A 16,653-nucleotide genomic window follows, 5' to 3' on the forward strand; every position below is an offset into this window, starting at 1 on the left:
GGCGGTCCGTCAGACTTTTTCGACTTCGGGACGGCCGAGCAGGCCGGTCGGCATGAAGATCAGCACGACGATCAGGATCGAGAATGCGGCGACGTCCTTGTACTCGACCGAGAAATAGGCCGACCAGAACGTCTCGATCAGGCCGATCGCGAGACCGCCGAGCATGGCGCCGGGTAGCGAACCGATTCCGCCGAGCACGGCGGCGGTAAAGGCCTTGATGCCGGCGACGAAGCCCATGAAGAAATCGACCAGGCCGTAATAAAGCAGGTACATCAGGCCGGCGACCGCGGCGAGCGCGGCCCCGATCACGAAGGTCATGGAGATGGTGCGGTCGACGTCAACACCAAGCAGCGCCGCCATGGTCTGGTCCTGCTCGCAGGCACGCATGTCGCGCCCGAGCCTCGTGCGCGAAACAAGCCAGGTGAAGATGGCCAGCAGCACGATGGTGGTGAGGACCACCATGATCTGGATGTTCGAGAGCTGGATGACGAAGCCGTTGGCGCTCTCATGCAGTGTGTAGCCGCCTTTGATGAAGGGCGGGATCGGCTTGACCCGCGCCCCTTGCGCAACCTGCGAGTAGTTGGTCAGCACGAACGACATGCCGATCGCGGACAGCATCGGCGCAAGGCGGAAGGAGTGGCGTAGCGGCCGATACGCGATGCGCTCGATGGTCCAGCCATAGAGTGCGGTAATTGCCATCGAGACCAGCAGCACCACGAGAAGGATCACCGGGATCGCGGTCAACCCGAGCGAGATCAGGATCAGGAAGGTGATGAGTGCGATGAAGCCGCCGATCATGAAGATGTCGCCATGGGCGAAATTGATCATGCCGACTATGCCGTAGACCATCGTGTAGCCGATCGCGATCAGGCCGTAGATGGAACCAAGCACGAGGCCGTTGATGAGCTGCTGGGCGAAATAATCCATGCGCTGCCGTTACCAACCTGACGCGACTGAAAGGGAAGCCTTCGAGAGAGTGCTTACGCTTCTTCTCGGGCCCCGGCAGCCCCTCGAGCGTTCTTCCCGTTTTGTAACAGGAGGGAACTGGTGCCTGCAACTGCCCGGCCTCGGCATTGAGGGCTTGTACAGAGTCATTTCGGCGCCGGGTGCCAAAATCTGGTTCCCGCAACGAGGAACCGGCTCTGCAGGGCAACCAAATCAGCCCCAGGCCGTTATCCCGAGTGACGTCCAACAAGGGAGTTTCCCCCAATGACGAAGCAGCAGAACCAGAATCCGGGCCAGCAGAACCAGAGCCCTGGTCAGCAGCGCCCAAGTCAGCAACCAGGGCAGCAGCAGGGCGGAGGCCAGAAACCCGGACAGCAGCAGCAGGACCCGATGCGCCAGGGCGACAACAACAAGCCGGGCCGGCAGCAGGGTGGTCAGCAGGACAACAGATTGGATTGAAGGTCGAGGGAGTAGCAGGAAGGGGGCCCGCCGGAAGGCAGGGCCCCTTTTCTTTGGGGAAACGGGCCAGTTAAGGTAAACAAAGGGTTTAAATTGCCGCTACACTCCGATGCGCGTTAGCTCCCGGCAAAGCCTTCTGTCCGAGGGCAATGACGAAACGGGAAGCGGCATGTTCAGGAATTGGCGGATCGGCTCGATCAACGGCGCGCTGCTGGCGGCCTATTTCATTCCGGCCTGGACCATGGTCGCCTTCAACATTTTCGTGGCGCCGGTGCACGGCCTCTACGAGCGGCCGAGCGTTGCCGTGGCGCTGTTCCTCAGCGACGAGCTTCAGATGTCGGGCATGAGCACCGTGCGCGCCGCCTGGCTGCTGGCGCTCGGGCGACTGACCGTCGTGGCGTTCTTCGCGATCTATCTTGCGCTGCTCGCCATTCCCCGCACCCGCAGGAGCGGGAGCAGCGACGAGGCGCTCGGCATCGCGCTTGCGATCGGGAGCCTGATCTCGTTTGCGAGCATGGTGATGGCATCGAAGGTGGGCGAGATGGCCGCGCTCCGGCTGCATGCAACCGAGCTACTGCTGCTGCTGGGTGCCGCGGTCGTGCTGGTGATCGAGCGGCCCGCGCCGGCGCCGAAGACCGTCGACGTCGCGAAGGCCGCGCCGCTAGCTCTCGAGCAAGCCGAGCTCCTGCACAACAGCTGAGGCCTCCTTGACGGCGTGGTTCGCCGCCGGAACACCGCAATAGATCGCCTGCTGCAACAGAATTTCCTTGATGTCGTCGGGGCTGAAGCCACCTTCGGCGAGTGCCGCGCGCACATGCAGGCGGAATTCATCCCATTGTCCGAGCGCGACCATGGTGCCGATCACGAGCACCCGGCGCGTGCGCTCGTCGAAATGCGGTCGCGTCCAGATCTCTCCCCAGGCGTAGCGGGTGATCATGTCCTGGAAGTCGGTGTTGAAGGCATTGCGGTTGGCGATCGATTTGTCGACCCAGGCATCGCCCAGCACCTTGCGGCGTACGGTCATGCCGGCATCGCGGCGCTTCTGGTCGTCCATGATTGTTTCCTCCTTCGTCATTGCGAGCGGAGCGAAGCAATCCAGACTGTCTCTGCGGAAACATTCTGGTGCTTCGCTTCGCTCGCAATGATGGTCTTGGTCAGCGTTGCGTCAAAAATCCCACCACCGCGTCGGTGAACGCATGCGGCTGCTCGACATTGGAAATGTGGGCGGCGTCGATGATGGTCATGCTGGCGCCGGGAATGTTCGAGCGGATCAATTCGCCGGCCGAGATCGGCGTCGCCATGTCGTGGCGGCCGGCGATCACCAGCGTCGGGCTCTTGATCTCAGGCAGCATCGCGCGCTGGTCGAGCGTCGACAGTGCCTCGCAACAGGCGAGATAGCCTTCGACCGGCGTGGACAGCAGCATCGCCTTCATCCTGGCGGTGATGTCGGGCTCGCGCTCACGGAAATCCTGGGTGAGCCAGCCGGCGATCACGCCGTCGGCGACCGCCGCGAGGCCGCCCTTCTTCACGGCGTCGATGCGCTCCAGCCATTTGGTCGGCTCGGCATAGTAGCAGGAGGTGTTGGCGAGGATGAGCTTGCCGAACCGCTCGGGCGCGTTGGCGCCCAGCCATTGCCCGACCATGCCGCCCATCGACAGGCCGCACCAGTGCACCTTCTCGATGTTGAGATCGTCGAGGATTGCCAGCACGTCGCGGCCGAAGCGCTCCATCGTATAGGGCGGGGGCGGTACGCTGGACTTGCCATGGCCGCGCCGGTCATAGCGGATGACGCGGAACACCTGCGTCAGCGCCTTCATCTGCGGCTCCCACATCTGCAGCGTGCAGCCGAGCGAGTTGGAAAGCATCAGGGTCGGCCCGCCATCGCGGCCCTCGACGGAGACGTTGAGCAGGCAACCGTCGGCATCGATCATGGGCATCGTGGCGTCTCCGTTCTATTCGCGCTCAAGGCCGTCGAGCAGGCGATCAATCAGAGCCTGCGAGGCTCCTTGATAGGCCATTGGCTCGAACAATGCCGCAATTTTCTCAGGCGTCAGATGCGCGGTGACCTGCGAATCGGCCGAGAGCACCTCGCGCAGATGCCTCTTCTCGGCAACCGCTCGCTTGCTCGCGGCCTCGATCAGGTGATGCGCATCGCTCTTGCCGATCTTGTCGGCGAGCGCAAACGTGACGGCCTCCGCCATGATCAACCCATGCGTCGCATCGAGATTGCTGCGCATGCGCGCGGCATCGACGTCGAGTCCTTCGGCGATGTCGACGATGGCGGCAAGCGCGCCTGATGTGACCAGCATCAATTGCGGCAGCGTTGGCCATTCCGCGTGCCAGGGGCCGGCGCTGCGCTCGTGGTCCTGCACCTGGGCCGCAAAGATCGTCGCAGCGAGCTGTGGCGCCATGGTTGCGCAGCCGAGCGCGCTTGCGGCTGCGACAGGGTTACGCTTGTGCGGCATCGTCGAGGAGCCGCCGCGGCCTTCGCCGGCGGGCTCGAAGGCTTCGCCGACATCGGTCTGCATCATCAGCGAGACGTCGCGCGCGATCTTGCCGCAGCTGCCCGCGAGAATCGCAAACGCCGAAGCTGCCTCCGCGATGCGGTCGCGATGGGTGTGCCAGGGCGCTTCGGGCAGGGCCAGGTTCAGCTCCTGCGCCAGCCGTTCGGCCACCGCCAGCCCCTTGTCGCCGAGGGCGGCGAGCGTGCCGGCGGCACCGCCGAATTGCAGGGCGAGGCCCTCACGGCGCAGCCGCCGCAGGCGGCAGCGGGCGCGGGCGAGGCTTGCGGCATATCCAGCTGCCTTCAACCCGAACGGCATCGGCAGCGCATGCTGGAGCCAGGTCCGCGCCACCATCGCGCTGTTGCGATGGGTGCGAGCCAGCGCGGCAAACCCCTTGATGGCCCGGCTGAGGTCGGGGTCGAGCGCATCGATTGCTGCGCGCAAGGTCAGCATGGTCGCGGTGTCGATAACGTCCTGGCTCGTTGCGCCCCAATGCACGTAGCGCGCAGCCTCGGCGTCCGTCTTTGCAACATGGGCGGTCAGCATCTTGACCAGGGGGATGGCGAGATTGCCTGACCGGGTCGCGGCCTCGGCCAGGGCGCCGATGTCGAGGCTGTCGGCCCTGCAGGCGGTTTGGATCGGGCCCACCGCGGCTTCCGGAATCACACCCGCCGCAGCCTCGGCCCGGGCCAGGGCTGCCTCGAAATCGAGCATGTTTTGCAGGGTGGCGCGGTCGTCGCAGACGGCGCGCATGGCGGCGCTCGACAGCATCGGCGCAAGCAGGGGAGAGAGGGGTGTACTCATGTTGCGCGGGACCTAACCACCATGACCCGGCTGTGCCAATCCCTGAGTGAGCGTACAAGGCTTTTTGCAGGTGCGAATATGCATTGCAAGTGAGCGGGTGCCGCTCTTTCCTTTGCGGCCTCCCTGCGTTACTTGAGCAATCTTGTTCTGATGCGATCCCCGGGAGGCGCCCATGGCCATGACGATGAACGGCGAAGTCCAGCTTGCGGCGCCGCGCGAGGCTGTGTGGGAAAAGCTCAACGACCCCGCGGTGCTGAAGGCCTGCATCCCCGGCTGCGAGGAGCTGGAGAAGACCGACGACGGCGGCTTTCGCGCCACGGCGAAAATGAAGGTCGGCCCGGTCTCGGCGCGCTTCAGGGGCAAGGTGACGCTCTCCGATCTCGATCCGCCGAACGGCTACAAGATCTCGGGCGAGGGCGAGGGCGGCGTGGCCGGCTTCGCCAAGGGCGGCGCGGCCGTGAAGCTCGCCGAGAAGGATGGCGGCACGCTGCTCTCCTACGAGGTCGAGGCGCAGATCGGCGGCAAGCTTGCGCAGCTCGGCCAGCGCCTGATCAACGGCACTGCCAAGAAGCTGGCCGACGAGTTTTTCGCGAATTTCGCCAAGGCAGTACAGGGCTGAACGCCCCCACTTTCGTCATGGCACCGTGCGCCCGGGGCGATGTTGCCCCCGGCCATAATGGCCCATATGATGGGTTGGAATAATTATAAGAAAGAACCGCTTCGACGGGACCCGTCGGGGCGCTGATAGAGAGTGCTTATGGCAAAAATCTCCCTCATCGTGAACGGCAATCCTGTCAACGGCAATGTCGACCCGCGTACGCTTCTGGTGCAGTTCCTGCGCGAGAATCTGCGGCTGACCGGCACGCATGTCGGCTGCGACACCTCGCAGTGCGGCGCCTGCGTCGTGCATCTCGACGGCAAGGCCGTGAAATCCTGCACCACGCTGGCCGTGATGGCCGACGGCCACGAGGTCAAGACCATCGAGGGACTGGCGGCCGATGGCGCGCCGCTGCATCCGATGCAGGAGGCCTTCCGTGAGCACCATGGCCTGCAGTGCGGCTTCTGCACGCCCGGCATGATCATGACCGCGATCGATATCGTGCATCGCAAGGGCCACGAGCTCGACGACCATACGATCCGGGAAGAACTTGAAGGCAATCTCTGCCGCTGCACCGGCTACCAGAACATCGTCGCCTCGATCGCCGCCGGCGCGAAGGCAATGGCGAAATCCGATCTCGCGTAACCGCGCGCCCTCCGCGATCAGGACATCCAGATGTACGAATTCAAATACCACCGCCCCGGCACCGTCCGGCAGGCCGCCAATCTTCTGGTCAAGAACGAAGACGCAAAGGTCATCGCCGGCGGCCACACGCTGATTCCGGTCATGAAGCAGCGCCTCGCAAGCCCGCCGCATCTGGTCGACCTCTCGCATATCGAGGGTCTCGACACGATCGAGATGAAGGGCCGTTCGCTGGTGATCGGCGCGACCGCCAAGCATGCCGAGGTCGCGACATCAGCCATCGTCGGCGAGGCCATTCCGGCGCTGGCCAGTCTCGCCAGCCAGATCGGCGATCCCGCGGTGCGCCACAAGGGCACGATCGGCGGCTCGCTCGCCAACAACGACCCGACCGCGGATTATCCGGCCGCCGTGCTCGCGCTCGGCGCCACCATCGTCACCAACAAGCGCCGCCTCAAGGCCGAAGAGTTTTTCCAGGGCCTGTTCTCGACCGCGCTCGAAGCCGACGAGATCATCACCAAGGTAATGTTCCCGCTGCCGAAGAAGGCCGCCTACGTCAAGTTCCGCAACCAGGCTTCGCGTTACGCGCTGGTCGGCGTGTTCGTGGCGCGGCGTCCCTCGGACGTGCGCGTCGCCGTTACCGGGGCCGGCTCGGACGGCGTGTTCCGCGTCGAGGCGTTCGAGGAGGCGCTGAAGAAGCGGTTCGCCTCAAAGGCGATCGAAGGCATCGAGGTGCCGGCGGAAGGGCTCAACAGCGACATCCACGGCAGCGCCGAATATCGTGCGCATCTCATCGGCGTACTGACGCGGCGCGCCCTTGATGCGGCTAACGCCAAGGGGTGAGTGAACCTCACGCCTCGGCCAAACTTGTCCCGGGTAGGGGCCTAGCGAGACTGGCTTTTTCATGACTTCAGCGACCCTGCCGGCATCGGTCGATGCGATGCTCGAACTCTTGACGTCGCGCGGCTATCTCGCCGAGCGGTCGCTGGCGACGGTGACGTATCTCTCGCTGCGCATGGGCCGGCCGCTGTTTCTTGAAGGCGAGGCCGGCGTCGGCAAGACCGAGATCGCAAAGGTGCTGTCGGCGGCGCTGGGACGAAAGCTGATTCGCCTGCAGTGCTACGAGGGCCTCGACGTCTCGTCCGCCGTCTACGAGTGGAACAGCGCCGCGCAGATGATCGCGATCCGGATGGCGGAAGCGGCGGGTGACACAGATCGCGAGCAGCTGTCGAGCGACATCTTCGCCGACCGCTATATGATCAAGCGGCCGCTGCTCCAGGCGCTCGAGCCTGACGTGGCAGGTCCCCCGGTGCTGCTGATCGACGAGCTCGACCGCGCCGACGAGGCGTTCGAAGCCTATCTGTTGGAAATCCTCAGCGACTTCCAGGTGACGATCCCCGAATTCGGTACCGTGAAGGCGCCGCATCCGCCGATCGTCATCATCACTTCCAACCGCACCCGTGAGATCCACGACGCGCTGAAGCGGCGCTGCCTTTATCACTGGGTCGATTATCCCGCCGCCGATCGGGAGCTTGCGATCGTGAAGTCGCGCGTGCCCGGCATCTCGGCGAAGCTGTCGCAGCAGGTGGTTCGCTTCGTGCAGGCGCTGCGCAACCAGGACTTCTACAAGTCGCCGGGCGTTGCCGAGACCATCGACTGGGCGACAGCCTTGTCCGAGCTCGATGCCCGCTCCCTGACCCCCCAGGTGGTCGGCGATACGCTGGGCGCGCTGCTCAAATACCAGGACGACATCACGCGGATGCAGGGCGACACCCTGCAAAAGGTGCTGAAGGAAGCGACGAGCGAGAATTGATGTCGCGTCTCCACTGAGCCCGTCATTCGGCGTGCCGCGACGGAATGACGAGCGGGAGTACCCAACCATGGCCGTCAACCACCTTGCACCCGAGCAAACCGAGCAATTCGCCGACAACATCGTCGGCTTTGCCCGCGCGCTCCGCGCGACCGGCATGCCGGTCGGTCCCGGTGCGGTGATCGACGCCATGAATGCGCTTCAGGTGATCGACATCGGCAGCCGCGCCGACGTCTTCACCACGCTGGAATCGATCTTCGTCATGCGCCACGAGCATGCGCAGATCTTCAAGCAGGCCTTCAACCTGTTCTTCCGCGCCTCGGAAGAGTGGAAGCACATGCTGGATTCGGTGCCGCTGCCGGAGCAGGCCAAGAAGAAGCCGCAGGCCGGCGCCCGGCGCGTGCAGGAAGCGATGTCGCAACCGCGGATGACGGAGACGCCGCAGCACCAGGAGCAGGATCTGCGTCTCTCGGTCTCCGACCAGGAGATCCTTCAGAAGAAGGATTTTGCGCAGATGAGCGCAGCCGAGATCGCCGAGGCGCTCCGTGCCATCGAGATGATGCGGCTGCCGCAGGCGGAGCTGCTGACGCGCCGGCATCAGCCTGATGCGCGGGGCTTGCGGCTCGACATGCGCAGAACGCTGCGCGCATCCCTGCGCACCGGCGGCGATATCATCGACATCCATCGCCTCGGGCGGATCGAAAAGCCGGCCCCGATCGTCGCGCTGCTCGACATCTCGGGATCGATGAGCGAGTACACACGTCTGTTCCTTCATTTCCTGCATGCCATCGGCGATGCGCGCAAGCGGGTCTCGGTGTTCCTGTTCGGCACGCGTCTCACCAACGTCACCCGCGCGCTGCGGCAGCGCGATCCGGACGAGGCGCTGGCGAGCTGTTCGGCCGCGGTCGAGGATTGGGCGGGCGGCACGAGGATCTCGGCCTCGCTGCACAACTTCAACAAATTGTGGGCGCGGCGGGTGCTGAGCCAGGGCGCCATCGTGCTCTTGATCTCCGACGGGCTGGAGCGGGAGGCCGATTCCAGGCTCGCCTTCGAGATGGACCGGCTGCACCGCTCATGCCGGCGGCTGATCTGGCTCAACCCCTTGTTGCGGTTCGGCGGCTTCGAGGCCAAGGCCCAGGGCATCAAAATGATGCTCCCGCACGTTGACGAATTCCGGCCCGTGCATAATTTGAGTTCGATCCAGGAGTTGATCACCACGCTGTCCCGGCCGTTGCCGCCGCATCACCGCAGCCTTATCCGCCCCGCAGCCTGAGAGGCCAAGCCCATGCTCGATCGCGACGAGGATATCCTGAAGGCGGCGGAGGACTGGCAAAAGGCCGGCCGTGGCGTCGCGCTGGCCACCGTTGTTGAAACCTGGGGCTCGGCCCCGCGCCCGGCGGGCTCGAGCCTCGTCATCAACGACGAGGGCACGTTTCTTGGCTCCGTCTCGGGCGGCTGCGTCGAGGGGGCCGTGGTCACCGAGGCCATGGACGTGATCGAGAGCGGCAAGCCGAAGATGCTCGAGTTCGGCGTCGCCGACGAGACCGCCTGGAACGTCGGTCTGTCCTGCGGCGGCACCATCCGCGTGTTCGTCGAGAAGGTCGGCTAGCCGTGAAGCTCGCAATCCTGCACGAACTGAACACAGAGCGGGCCGCGCGCCGGCCCGTGATTTTGGTGACCGACACCGAGAGCGGCGAGCAGCGCCTGGTGAAAGCGGCTGACTTCGCCAGGGATCCGCTGCGCGCCGAGCTGGACAAGCAGCTTCGCATGGGCAAGAGCGCCAATGTCGAGTCCGGTGGCAAGAAGCTGTTCCTGAACGTCTACGCGCCGACCGCAAAGCTCGTCATCGTCGGCGCCGTCCATATCAGCCAAGCCCTGGCGCCGTTGGCGCGCTCGCTCGGCTATGACGTCACCGTGGTCGATCCGCGTACGGCGTTCGCGAGCCCCGAGCGCTTTCCCGATGTTCCGCTGGTCGCCGAATGGCCCGATACCGCGCTGCCGCCGCTCAATGTCGATGCCTACACCGCTTTCGTTGCGGTGACGCACGATCCCAAGATCGACGATCCCGCGCTGCTCCATGCCTTCGAGCGCAATTGCTTCTATATCGGTGCGCTCGGCTCGCGGAAGACCCATGCCAAGCGCGGCGACCGGTTGCGGGCGCAGGGCGCGAGGGATAGCGACATCGCGCGCATCCACGCGCCCATTGGGCTCCCGATCGGCGCAGTCTCGCCGTCCGAGATCGCCGTGGCGATCATGGCCGAGATCACGGCGGTGCTTCGGCTGCCACCCAAAGCAAAAGAAGAAGCGGCATGAAGTTTGGACCGGCGAGCCCCAGGGATGCGATCGGCGGGGTGACCGTCCACACCTTGCGCCAGGGTCCGCTGGTGCTGAAGAAGGGCACGACGATCGGGGCCGCCGAGGTCGAAACGCTGGAGCGTGCCGGCATCAAGGACATCGTCGTGGTGCGGATGGAGGAGGGGGACGTTTCCGAGGACGTCGCGGCCGCCAGCATCGCGCTTGCGATCGGCGGCGAGGGCATTCATGTCGAGCGCGCCTTCACCGGCCGCGCCAATTTGTTCGCCGCGCAGCCCGGCGTGCTGGTCATCGACCGCGCCGCCGTCGATCGTATCAACAATATCGACGAGGCCATCACTTTCGCGACCCTCTCGGCTTACAAGCCGGTGGTCGAGGGCGAAATGGTCGGCACCGTCAAGATCATCCCGTTCGGCGTTGAAGGCAGCTTGCGCGATGCCGCGGTGAAGGCGGCCGGCAAAAATGTGCTGAAGGTTGCGCCTTACGTCGTCAAGCGCGTCGGCGTGGTCTCGACGCTGCTGCCGGGCCTTTCTTCCAAGGTCGTCGACAAGACGCTGCGCGTCACCGCCGAGCGCCTCGCGCCGGCGGGCGCCGCGATCATCGCCGAGCGGCGCGTTCAGCATGACGAGCGCGCGTTGTCGGCTGCGATCAAGGAATTGCTCGCGCTTGGCGCCGAGCTCGTGATCGTGTTCGGGGCATCGGCGATCGCCGACCGCCGCGATGTGATTCCGGCTGCGGTTACCGGAATTGGCGGTGAGATCGAGCATTTCGGCATGCCTGTTGATCCCGGCAATCTGCTGCTGATCGCACGCGCCGGCAACGTGCCGGTGCTGGGTGCGCCGGGCTGCGCGCGTTCGCCGGTCGAAAACGGTTTTGACTGGGTGCTGATGCGGCTCCTGGCCGGCATCGAGGTGACGCGCTCCGAGCTGATGGGCATGGGCGTCGGTGGCCTCCTGATGGAAATCGTCACGCGCCCGCAGCCGCGCGCCAAACCCGAGACCGAGGGCAACAGCCAGGTCGCCGCCATCGTGCTCGCAGCGGGGCGCTCCACCCGCATGGGCGGGCCGAACAAGCTCCTCGCCGAGCTCGACGGCAAGAAGCTGGTGCGGATCGCGACCGAGCAGGCGCTGGCTTCGAAAGCATCCGAGGTGATCGTCGTTACCGGCCATCAAACCGAGCTGGTGGAGCAGGCGCTGCAAGGCCTGAAGGTGCGTTTCGTCAAGAACCCGGATTTCGCCGGCGGCATCGCGAGCTCGGTCAAAGCAGGCATCGCCGCGGTGTCCGACGCATGCGACGGCGCCGTGGTTTGCCTTGGCGACATGCCGCTGATCGATGCCGGCCTGATCGATCGCCTGATCGACGGCTTCGCGCCGGATCGTGGCAATCTCATCGTCGTGCCCGTGAGCGAAGGCCGCCGCGGCAATCCCGTGTTGTGGTCGCGCCGTTTCTTCAAGGAGTTGATGACGCTCGACGGCGATGTCGGCGCGCGGCATCTGATCGCCAGGCACACCGAAGCGGTCGCTGAAGTGCCGGTGGACGGTGAGGGCGCGTTCCTCGACATCGACACGCCGCAGGCGCTGGAAGCGGCACGACGCGGATAGGCAGCGCCGTGATGCGATAGGTTGCGCACCACCTTCGCCGCTCGCCTACTTCTTCGTGTTCGACAGCTTCTCGCTGGCGGCCTTCAGGTCGACCCCACTCTTCGTCAGCAGGGCCTTGTCGCCGCTGCTGAACGTGAAGGTATCGGCGCCCGCGCTGATGCCGTTCCATGCGACGGCCTCTCCGAGCGACAGATACCACAGTCCCTGGAATCCAGATGAGTTATTGAGCTGTCCGGTCCAGACGGTGGTCGAGCCGCAGCCGAGGAAATTCACCGAGAAGCTGATCGCGGTGCCGGTGTTGCCGTAGGCCAGCCAGCCCGTCACGCCCTGCGGCTTGCCCTCGTCGCAGCTGCTTGTTGCGTTGTTGGTGTAGGTCCCCCTGATCGCACCCGTGTTCTGGTCGAAGCCAGTGATGGCCAGGATCGAGCCATATTGGTTGGTCCAGGTCCAGTTCACCGCCTGTGCATGCGCGGGCGAAAGTCCGATCAGACAGACCGACGCGATCATTCCCGGCAGCATCGTTTTGATCGGACGCATGGTCGCCTCCTGCGGCTCTGTTTGCAACTTGGCGACCGTAAATAACGCGATTTGAAAATACAACCAGAAAGTGTGTTGCCGAGATCGCTAGTCCCGCATCGCTTTTCAACCACTCGTTCACCAAGTGGAAACGACCGGCGCTTAAAGTCGCCCCACCTGCCTTGGGGGGAGGGGTTTTCCATGGGTTCTGATGTCGTCGCGCGCCGTTGCGCGATGTTTTTCTTTGTGCTGTCGGTTTGTATCGCCGGCGCCCGTTATATTACGCAAGCACATGCGGCCGGTGCTTTTGCCGTCGGCAAGTGCGGAGCCTATGGCCAGGCTTACGATTACGGCGCCGAGCACGAGGCGCGCGCCGCTGCGCAGAAACAGTGCAAGGGCGACTGCACGACCGTGACGATGAAGCGCGCCTGCGCGGCGATGTCGGTCGATATGGCCAATCCCTGTGGCGCCTATGGCTATGCGGTGAAGCCGAAGATCTCGGCGACGCTCAATGCCGCCACCCGCGAATGCTACAAATATGGCGGCAAGGAATGCGTGATCCGCGCCTGGGCGTGCGACGCCAAGGGGTGATCAAGTGTTGGGCTGCGATTAGCGCAGCCATCCCGCGTTGGTTTGCACCAGCTTGATCGGCTGCTCCGGCGCGTCGGTCGACCAGGGCACCTTGGCAACGGTGAATTCCGACCAGGCTTTCAGCAAGCGTGCTTCAACGGCGACTATGGCGTGGGCCTGCCAGCCCGCGATCGCCGCCGCCGCCGTGCCGCTGTCGGTCGTTTTGGCGCCGACCTCGGCTAGCAACGACGACGTTGTCGCCATGTCATTGTAGATTCCAAGCTCCTGTTGAAGGACGGCCAGCCTGCGCGAGAACCGCTTTGCGGATTTGCCGTGCCCGCAGAGCGGGAGCAGGAAGTCGGCGACGTAGCGCAGCTTCTTCGCGGCGAGACGGACGCGGTGACGCTCCTCCGTCGGCAGCGATTTGAACTTGCGGCCGCGCTTCAGCACCTTCGCATGCTGCGCCGACAGGACATTGCGGGCGAAGTTGACCGCCGGCTCGGCCAGTTGCCCCAGGCCTTCGGAAGCGACGTCGCTCCGCCAGCCGCGCGCTTCGATCCAGGCGCCAAGCCCGATCACGAAATACTGGCAGCGCCGGTCGGCGAGCGCGAGATGGGCCTGCTCGTAACAGGCCACGCGGCGTTCGTCGGCGAGCACGCCGAGCGCGTCGAAGCCTGCGACCGACGGGCAGCCATCCGCAACGGTGCGCAACGTGTCCTGCCGGAACACATCCCAGTCACGCGCGCCCGAGAGGCGTCCCGTAAGCCACTTTGCTTCGGCGCGCATCAGGTCGAGCTTGGCCACCGAGACCACCGACCGCATCAGGTCGAGCGCGGAGCGCAGGCGGCGCAGCGCGACGCGAAGCTGGTGCATCCCCTCGGGGTCGCGACCGTCCTCGGCCGCAGGCAACGACTGGAGCAAATGCAGAAAGCAGGATCGCAGGATCTCGGAGAAGGCCTCGTCGAGGGATATCGAGGGGTCCAGCCGAAGCTTCGGCGGCTTCGGCGCCCGTGGCGGCGCGTCGGCCGCGAGGTCAAATCCGCGCGCTGATTTGGTCCGGATCGAAGCTTTCACCTGGTCATGCTCGGCGAGCCGCCGCGCGAGCTCCCAGACGGCGGACGGGCTGCCGCTCTTGAGCTCGAGTTCGATCTCGCTGACGGGCAATGACCGGTCGCCAGACGTCAGTTGGCCCCGGTCGAAGGCAACTTCGACGGTGCCGGACGGCAAATCGACCAGGCGCTGATGCCGGTGGATGTCGCTGCGGAAGACGGCTTCGACCGGGTGGCGCGCCAGCTCGGCGCGCAGCTTGTCCGAAACCAGCGGCATGGCCAGCGCGATATCAGGCGCGATCGAAGGCACTGTTGCCTCCCATTCGCCGCGGCGCAGCGGATCGGTGCTGGGTTCCGTTTTTACGGTCTGCGTGAATCGCGTGCCGCTCTGGCGGACCCTGAAGCTGAATCCGGCACGCCGAAGCGCGCGTTTGGGCGTGTCGTAGTAGACGGCCTTGAGATGCTTGCGGGTTCCATTGTTGCGCGCATTCGCGGCGATGATCGGCGCATCGTTGAAGTCAGCCAGACGATCGGAAGCCACGAGCAGCTTGAGTTCGATTTCGGTCACGTGAGGCGCAACAGCGCTGGGCGAAACGGCTTCAGCTGTCGCCACCCCGGCGGGAGCGACGTCGGCCGGCAGGCCGGCGGATGCGGATTTGCTGTGCGGGAGCTCGTCACCCGAGGTCTCGGAACCAGGTTTTTGTTCCGCGCCGGAAGCCGCAGTGTGCTTGGCCGCAATGTGTTGATTGTTTGACCCGGCGAGACGCCGCACCGGTTCAAGGGCTCGCTTGATGGCGTCGATTTCGGACATCAGCAGCTTTATGACAGTTCAGTGACAGAGCGCCGAGATATATCCGACTTGGCCTGCGGAGAGAAGCGCAGCCGATAGCAACTCTCATTGAATTTCCGCTCTGTGATCGATGGGGCAATCCGCGTTACATTCACGCCGACAGTCCAATGCTTGGAATTTTCTTTTCTTTCCAGGCGCTTGGACGAGTGTGGGAGAATTCATGAAATTCGATACCAAGATCGCCGTTGTCATTCGCAACGACCTCCAGGCTTGGCAGAAACTCAATGTCGCATCGTTCCTGACGAGCGGCGTCGCTGCCGCCTTTCCGGAGTGCATCGGTGATGCCTATGAGGACGCCTCCTCCACGAAATATCTTGCATTGATCGGCCAACCGATCCTGATCTATGGGGCCGACGGTCCGCAATTGTCGCGCGCACTCGATCGTGCGCTGACGCGCAGCGTCACGCCGGCGGTTTATACCGAGGACATGTTCAGGACCACGCATGACGCCGCCAATCGCGAGGCGGTGAGGGCGATTGCGCGTGCCGATCTCAATCTTGTCGGCATCGCGATGCGCGCCGAACGCAAGGTGATCGACAAGATCGTCGATGGATTGAAGTTTCATGGCTAGTGGGTGTGCCCGACGGCTCCCGCATCGTCATTGCGAGCGCAGCAATCCAGAATCTTTTTGCGGAGGCTTTCTGGATAGCTTCGTCGCTTCAGCGCAAAATTGCTTCGCAATTTTGTCGCGGGCTCCTCGCAAGGACCGACTGCCCAGCTACCCCGGCGGCATCCTCTCGAACTTCGTCAAACCAGGATCGAGCTGATCCCAGTCATACGCACGCATCGCGTAAGTGATCGCTTGCGGCTGGTAGCGGGCGGGCTCGTCGAGGCTCGCGGCGCGGATGGTGAAAATGCCGGGCATGGCCTTGAAGGTCATGTAAACACTCACGCCGCATTCGGCGCAGAAGGCGCGCGTCTTCAAATTGCCGCTGTCGCCAACCATGTCCCACGTCTTGGCTTCGCCCGTCACCGTCACGCCGGCGCGCGCGAAGGTGGCGTAGGAGCCATGTCCGGTGCCGCTTTCACGTTGGCAGTCCCGGCACTGGCAATGGTTGGCGAACAGGGGCTCGCCGGCAATCGAATAGCGGATTGCGCCGCAGGCGCAGCCGCCGGTGTAGGGCTTGTCCATCGTGATACGCCTTACTTGCTTTCGCCGCTGATCTCGTCGAGCTGCCGCACGACCTTCTTCCAGCCTCCGCTCATGCCGGTGAAGGCGGTCTCGTTCCTGGGCAGAACGAAGCCGGAATGAACCAGCCGGATTCGCGTGCCGGCTTCGACGGGGGTGAGGGACCACGTCACGATGGTGTCGAGCGGCGCGCCATAGCCGGTGTTGCGTTCGTCGCCGCCCTTCCAGGCGTAGACGAGGCGCCTGTTCGGCATCACCTCCAGCACGCTGCAATGGATGACGCCGTCCCAGTGGCCGCCCGGCGTGGTCTGGAACGTGAAGGCCTTGCCCTCGACAGCCTCGAAACCGGTCGGCTTCATCAGCCAGCGCGCGATCAGCTGCGCACTGGTCAGCACCTTCCAGACAGTCTCGGGCGCATGAGGAAGCACCTCGTCGATGACGATGTCTCTGACGTTTCCTCGGCTCTCGGCTTTCAGCTCGGCTGCACTCACGGGTCGATCTCCTTCAAGAGGTCACGCAGGTTCTGGAGGCGCTCGCGCCAGAAGACGCCGTAATGGTCCATCCAGGTGACCAGCGGCTCGAGTCCTTGGGGTGCAGCGCGGTAATAGACGTTGCGGCCCTCGGCACGCTCGGCGACAAGGCCCGCCTGCTTCAACGATTTCAGATGTTGCGAGATCGCGCCCTGCGTCACGCCGCTGCCGCGCGTCAGTTCGGCGACGCTGATCTCCTTGCCGTCGAAGACGCGCTCGAACACCGCGCGTCGGGTCGGGTCGGCGAGGGCACGCATCACGGCGGTGACGGGATTTGAGACGGCATCGATCATGCGAATAAATTAGTATACGCTAATGCATTAGTCAACACTAATT

21 protein-coding genes are annotated in these 16,653 nt (G+C 64.5%); 12 read left to right on the plus strand and 9 right to left on the minus strand.

The features are described 5' to 3' along the window. Positions 1 to 9: 9 nt before the first annotated feature. Positions 10 to 927: an ABC transporter permease subunit gene (locus ACVWZ4_RS25035; RefSeq protein ID WP_456704366.1), complete on the minus strand. Its 918-nt coding sequence runs from the start codon at positions 925 to 927 to the stop codon at positions 10 to 12. A gap of 282 nt (positions 928 to 1,209) precedes the next feature. Between ACVWZ4_RS25035 and ACVWZ4_RS25040 the strand changes: the two genes are divergently transcribed. Both ACVWZ4_RS25040 and ACVWZ4_RS25045 read left to right on the plus strand, forming a co-directional pair. Beyond that, positions 1,210 to 1,404 (plus strand): hypothetical protein, encoded by a 195-nt coding sequence (locus ACVWZ4_RS25040; RefSeq protein ID WP_456704365.1) that lies wholly within the window; start codon positions 1,210 to 1,212, stop codon positions 1,402 to 1,404. Positions 1,405 to 1,573: 169 nt separating this feature from the next. Then, a complete protein-coding gene (locus tag ACVWZ4_RS25045) occupies positions 1,574 to 2,104 on the plus strand; it encodes a hypothetical protein (protein WP_456704364.1) in 531 nt (176 codons plus the stop codon). On the opposite strand, the gene pcaC is transcribed toward ACVWZ4_RS25045, so the two are convergent. The 3 genes from pcaC to ACVWZ4_RS25060 all read right to left on the minus strand — a co-directional run bounded on the left by pcaC (position 2,066) and on the right by ACVWZ4_RS25060 (position 4,712). After that, on the minus strand, positions 2,066 to 2,458 hold the full coding sequence (gene pcaC / locus ACVWZ4_RS25050) for a 4-carboxymuconolactone decarboxylase (RefSeq protein ID WP_456704363.1): 393 nt from the start codon (positions 2,456 to 2,458) through the stop codon (positions 2,066 to 2,068). The genes ACVWZ4_RS25045 and pcaC overlap by 39 nt on opposite strands. A gap of 100 nt (positions 2,459 to 2,558) precedes the next feature. Continuing rightward, the gene (pcaD, locus tag ACVWZ4_RS25055; protein WP_456704362.1) at positions 2,559 to 3,341 is read right to left on the minus strand and encodes a 3-oxoadipate enol-lactonase; all 783 of its coding nucleotides are present in this window, start codon (positions 3,339 to 3,341) and stop codon (positions 2,559 to 2,561) included. Positions 3,342 to 3,356: 15 nt separating this feature from the next. After that, the gene (locus ACVWZ4_RS25060) at positions 3,357 to 4,712 is read right to left on the minus strand and encodes a 3-carboxy-cis,cis-muconate cycloisomerase (RefSeq protein ID WP_456735576.1); all 1,356 of its coding nucleotides are present in this window, start codon (positions 4,710 to 4,712) and stop codon (positions 3,357 to 3,359) included. A 172-nt stretch (positions 4,713 to 4,884) separates the two neighbouring features. Here ACVWZ4_RS25060 and ACVWZ4_RS25065 point away from each other — a divergent pair, with 172 nt between their 5' ends. The 8 genes from ACVWZ4_RS25065 (at position 4,885) to ACVWZ4_RS25100 (ending at position 11,673) form a co-directional block, all read left to right on the plus strand. Beyond that, entirely contained in the window at positions 4,885 to 5,331 is a 447-nt protein-coding gene (locus ACVWZ4_RS25065) for an SRPBCC family protein (RefSeq protein ID WP_456704361.1), read from the plus strand. Between the two features lie 138 nt (positions 5,332 to 5,469). Next, a complete protein-coding gene (locus ACVWZ4_RS25070) occupies positions 5,470 to 5,955 on the plus strand; it encodes a (2Fe-2S)-binding protein (RefSeq protein WP_092227994.1) in 486 nt (161 codons plus the stop codon). Between the two features lie 30 nt (positions 5,956 to 5,985). Then, on the plus strand, positions 5,986 to 6,792 hold the full coding sequence (locus ACVWZ4_RS25075) for an FAD binding domain-containing protein (RefSeq protein ID WP_456704360.1): 807 nt from the start codon (positions 5,986 to 5,988) through the stop codon (positions 6,790 to 6,792). A 61-nt stretch (positions 6,793 to 6,853) separates the two neighbouring features. Beyond that, positions 6,854 to 7,762: an AAA family ATPase gene (locus tag ACVWZ4_RS25080; RefSeq protein ID WP_426419143.1), complete on the plus strand. Its 909-nt coding sequence runs from the start codon at positions 6,854 to 6,856 to the stop codon at positions 7,760 to 7,762. Positions 7,763 to 7,829: 67 nt separating this feature from the next. Next, positions 7,830 to 9,032, plus strand: coding sequence for a vWA domain-containing protein (locus tag ACVWZ4_RS25085; protein WP_456704359.1), 1,203 nt, complete (start codon positions 7,830 to 7,832; stop codon positions 9,030 to 9,032). A gap of 12 nt (positions 9,033 to 9,044) precedes the next feature. Then, positions 9,045 to 9,368 (plus strand): XdhC family protein, encoded by a 324-nt coding sequence (locus ACVWZ4_RS25090; RefSeq protein WP_008564652.1) that lies wholly within the window; start codon positions 9,045 to 9,047, stop codon positions 9,366 to 9,368. Between the two features lie 2 nt (positions 9,369 to 9,370). Beyond that, positions 9,371 to 10,072, plus strand: a complete 702-nt coding sequence (locus ACVWZ4_RS25095; protein ID WP_456704358.1) for an XdhC family protein — start codon at positions 9,371 to 9,373, stop codon at positions 10,070 to 10,072. Then, positions 10,069 to 11,673 carry an NTP transferase domain-containing protein gene (locus ACVWZ4_RS25100; RefSeq protein ID WP_456704357.1) on the plus strand — a complete coding sequence of 535 codons (1,605 nt, stop codon included), beginning with the start codon at positions 10,069 to 10,071 and terminating at the stop codon, positions 11,671 to 11,673. The genes ACVWZ4_RS25095 and ACVWZ4_RS25100 overlap by 4 nt, the downstream gene beginning before the upstream one ends. Before the next feature lie 45 nt (positions 11,674 to 11,718). On the opposite strand, the gene ACVWZ4_RS25105 is transcribed toward ACVWZ4_RS25100, so the two are convergent. Then, positions 11,719 to 12,210 (minus strand): avidin/streptavidin family protein, encoded by a 492-nt coding sequence (locus ACVWZ4_RS25105; protein ID WP_456704356.1) that lies wholly within the window; start codon positions 12,208 to 12,210, stop codon positions 11,719 to 11,721. 180 nt (positions 12,211 to 12,390) lie between these two features. Here ACVWZ4_RS25105 and ACVWZ4_RS25110 point away from each other — a divergent pair, with 180 nt between their 5' ends. After that, positions 12,391 to 12,780, plus strand: coding sequence for a DUF4189 domain-containing protein (locus ACVWZ4_RS25110; protein ID WP_456704355.1), 390 nt, complete (start codon positions 12,391 to 12,393; stop codon positions 12,778 to 12,780). Positions 12,781 to 12,798: 18 nt separating this feature from the next. On the opposite strand, the gene ACVWZ4_RS25115 is transcribed toward ACVWZ4_RS25110, so the two are convergent. Beyond that, on the minus strand, positions 12,799 to 14,619 hold the full coding sequence (locus tag ACVWZ4_RS25115; RefSeq protein ID WP_456741427.1) for a CYTH and CHAD domain-containing protein: 1,821 nt from the start codon (positions 14,617 to 14,619) through the stop codon (positions 12,799 to 12,801). 199 nt (positions 14,620 to 14,818) lie between these two features. On the opposite strand from ACVWZ4_RS25115, the gene ACVWZ4_RS25120 reads away from it, so the two are divergent. Beyond that, on the plus strand, positions 14,819 to 15,229 hold the full coding sequence (locus ACVWZ4_RS25120; protein ID WP_456704353.1) for a DUF2000 family protein: 411 nt from the start codon (positions 14,819 to 14,821) through the stop codon (positions 15,227 to 15,229). 147 nt (positions 15,230 to 15,376) lie between these two features. Here the strand turns inward: ACVWZ4_RS25120 and ACVWZ4_RS25125 are convergent, their stop codons facing one another. The 3 genes from ACVWZ4_RS25125 to ACVWZ4_RS25135 are packed head-to-tail and all read right to left on the minus strand — an operon-like array spanning position 15,377 to position 16,610. Continuing rightward, positions 15,377 to 15,790 carry a GFA family protein gene (locus tag ACVWZ4_RS25125; RefSeq protein WP_456704352.1) on the minus strand — a complete coding sequence of 138 codons (414 nt, stop codon included), beginning with the start codon at positions 15,788 to 15,790 and terminating at the stop codon, positions 15,377 to 15,379. A gap of 11 nt (positions 15,791 to 15,801) precedes the next feature. Further along, a complete protein-coding gene (locus ACVWZ4_RS25130) occupies positions 15,802 to 16,278 on the minus strand; it encodes an SRPBCC family protein (RefSeq protein WP_456704351.1) in 477 nt (158 codons plus the stop codon). Then, on the minus strand, positions 16,275 to 16,610 hold the full coding sequence (locus ACVWZ4_RS25135; RefSeq protein WP_456735573.1) for an ArsR/SmtB family transcription factor: 336 nt from the start codon (positions 16,608 to 16,610) through the stop codon (positions 16,275 to 16,277). Before ACVWZ4_RS25135 ends, ACVWZ4_RS25130 begins: the two co-directional genes overlap by 4 nt. Positions 16,611 to 16,653: the final 43 nt, after the last annotated feature.

The organism is Bradyrhizobium sp. USDA 4472 (assembly GCF_054058595.1).

What these genes read in the sequence shown, in the direction of transcription:
- ACVWZ4_RS25035 (WP_456704366.1), bottom strand. Translation starts at nt 927, where the DNA reads ATGGATTATTTCGCCCAGCAGCTCATCAACGGCCTCGTGCTTGGTTCC.
- ACVWZ4_RS25040 (WP_456704365.1), top strand. Translation starts at nt 1,210, where the DNA reads ATGACGAAGCAGCAGAACCAGAATCCGGGCCAGCAGAACCAGAGCCCT.
- ACVWZ4_RS25045 (WP_456704364.1), top strand. Translation starts at nt 1,574, where the DNA reads ATGTTCAGGAATTGGCGGATCGGCTCGATCAACGGCGCGCTGCTGGCG.
- pcaC (WP_456704363.1), bottom strand. Translation starts at nt 2,458, where the DNA reads ATGGACGACCAGAAGCGCCGCGATGCCGGCATGACCGTACGCCGCAAG.
- pcaD (WP_456704362.1), bottom strand. Translation starts at nt 3,341, where the DNA reads ATGCCCATGATCGATGCCGACGGTTGCCTGCTCAACGTCTCCGTCGAG.
- ACVWZ4_RS25060 (WP_456735576.1), bottom strand. Translation starts at nt 4,712, where the DNA reads ATGAGTACACCCCTCTCTCCCCTGCTTGCGCCGATGCTGTCGAGCGCC.
- ACVWZ4_RS25065 (WP_456704361.1), top strand. Translation starts at nt 4,885, where the DNA reads ATGGCCATGACGATGAACGGCGAAGTCCAGCTTGCGGCGCCGCGCGAG.
- ACVWZ4_RS25070 (WP_092227994.1), top strand. Translation starts at nt 5,470, where the DNA reads ATGGCAAAAATCTCCCTCATCGTGAACGGCAATCCTGTCAACGGCAAT.
- ACVWZ4_RS25075 (WP_456704360.1), top strand. Translation starts at nt 5,986, where the DNA reads ATGTACGAATTCAAATACCACCGCCCCGGCACCGTCCGGCAGGCCGCC.
- ACVWZ4_RS25080 (WP_426419143.1), top strand. Translation starts at nt 6,854, where the DNA reads ATGACTTCAGCGACCCTGCCGGCATCGGTCGATGCGATGCTCGAACTC.
- ACVWZ4_RS25085 (WP_456704359.1), top strand. Translation starts at nt 7,830, where the DNA reads ATGGCCGTCAACCACCTTGCACCCGAGCAAACCGAGCAATTCGCCGAC.
- ACVWZ4_RS25090 (WP_008564652.1), top strand. Translation starts at nt 9,045, where the DNA reads ATGCTCGATCGCGACGAGGATATCCTGAAGGCGGCGGAGGACTGGCAA.
- ACVWZ4_RS25100 (WP_456704357.1), top strand. Translation starts at nt 10,069, where the DNA reads ATGAAGTTTGGACCGGCGAGCCCCAGGGATGCGATCGGCGGGGTGACC.
- ACVWZ4_RS25105 (WP_456704356.1), bottom strand. Translation starts at nt 12,210, where the DNA reads ATGCGTCCGATCAAAACGATGCTGCCGGGAATGATCGCGTCGGTCTGT.
- ACVWZ4_RS25110 (WP_456704355.1), top strand. Translation starts at nt 12,391, where the DNA reads ATGGGTTCTGATGTCGTCGCGCGCCGTTGCGCGATGTTTTTCTTTGTG.
- ACVWZ4_RS25115 (WP_456741427.1), bottom strand. Translation starts at nt 14,619, where the DNA reads ATGTCCGAAATCGACGCCATCAAGCGAGCCCTTGAACCGGTGCGGCGT.
- ACVWZ4_RS25120 (WP_456704353.1), top strand. Translation starts at nt 14,819, where the DNA reads ATGAAATTCGATACCAAGATCGCCGTTGTCATTCGCAACGACCTCCAG.
- ACVWZ4_RS25125 (WP_456704352.1), bottom strand. Translation starts at nt 15,790, where the DNA reads ATGGACAAGCCCTACACCGGCGGCTGCGCCTGCGGCGCAATCCGCTAT.
- ACVWZ4_RS25135 (WP_456735573.1), bottom strand. Translation starts at nt 16,610, where the DNA reads ATGATCGATGCCGTCTCAAATCCCGTCACCGCCGTGATGCGTGCCCTC.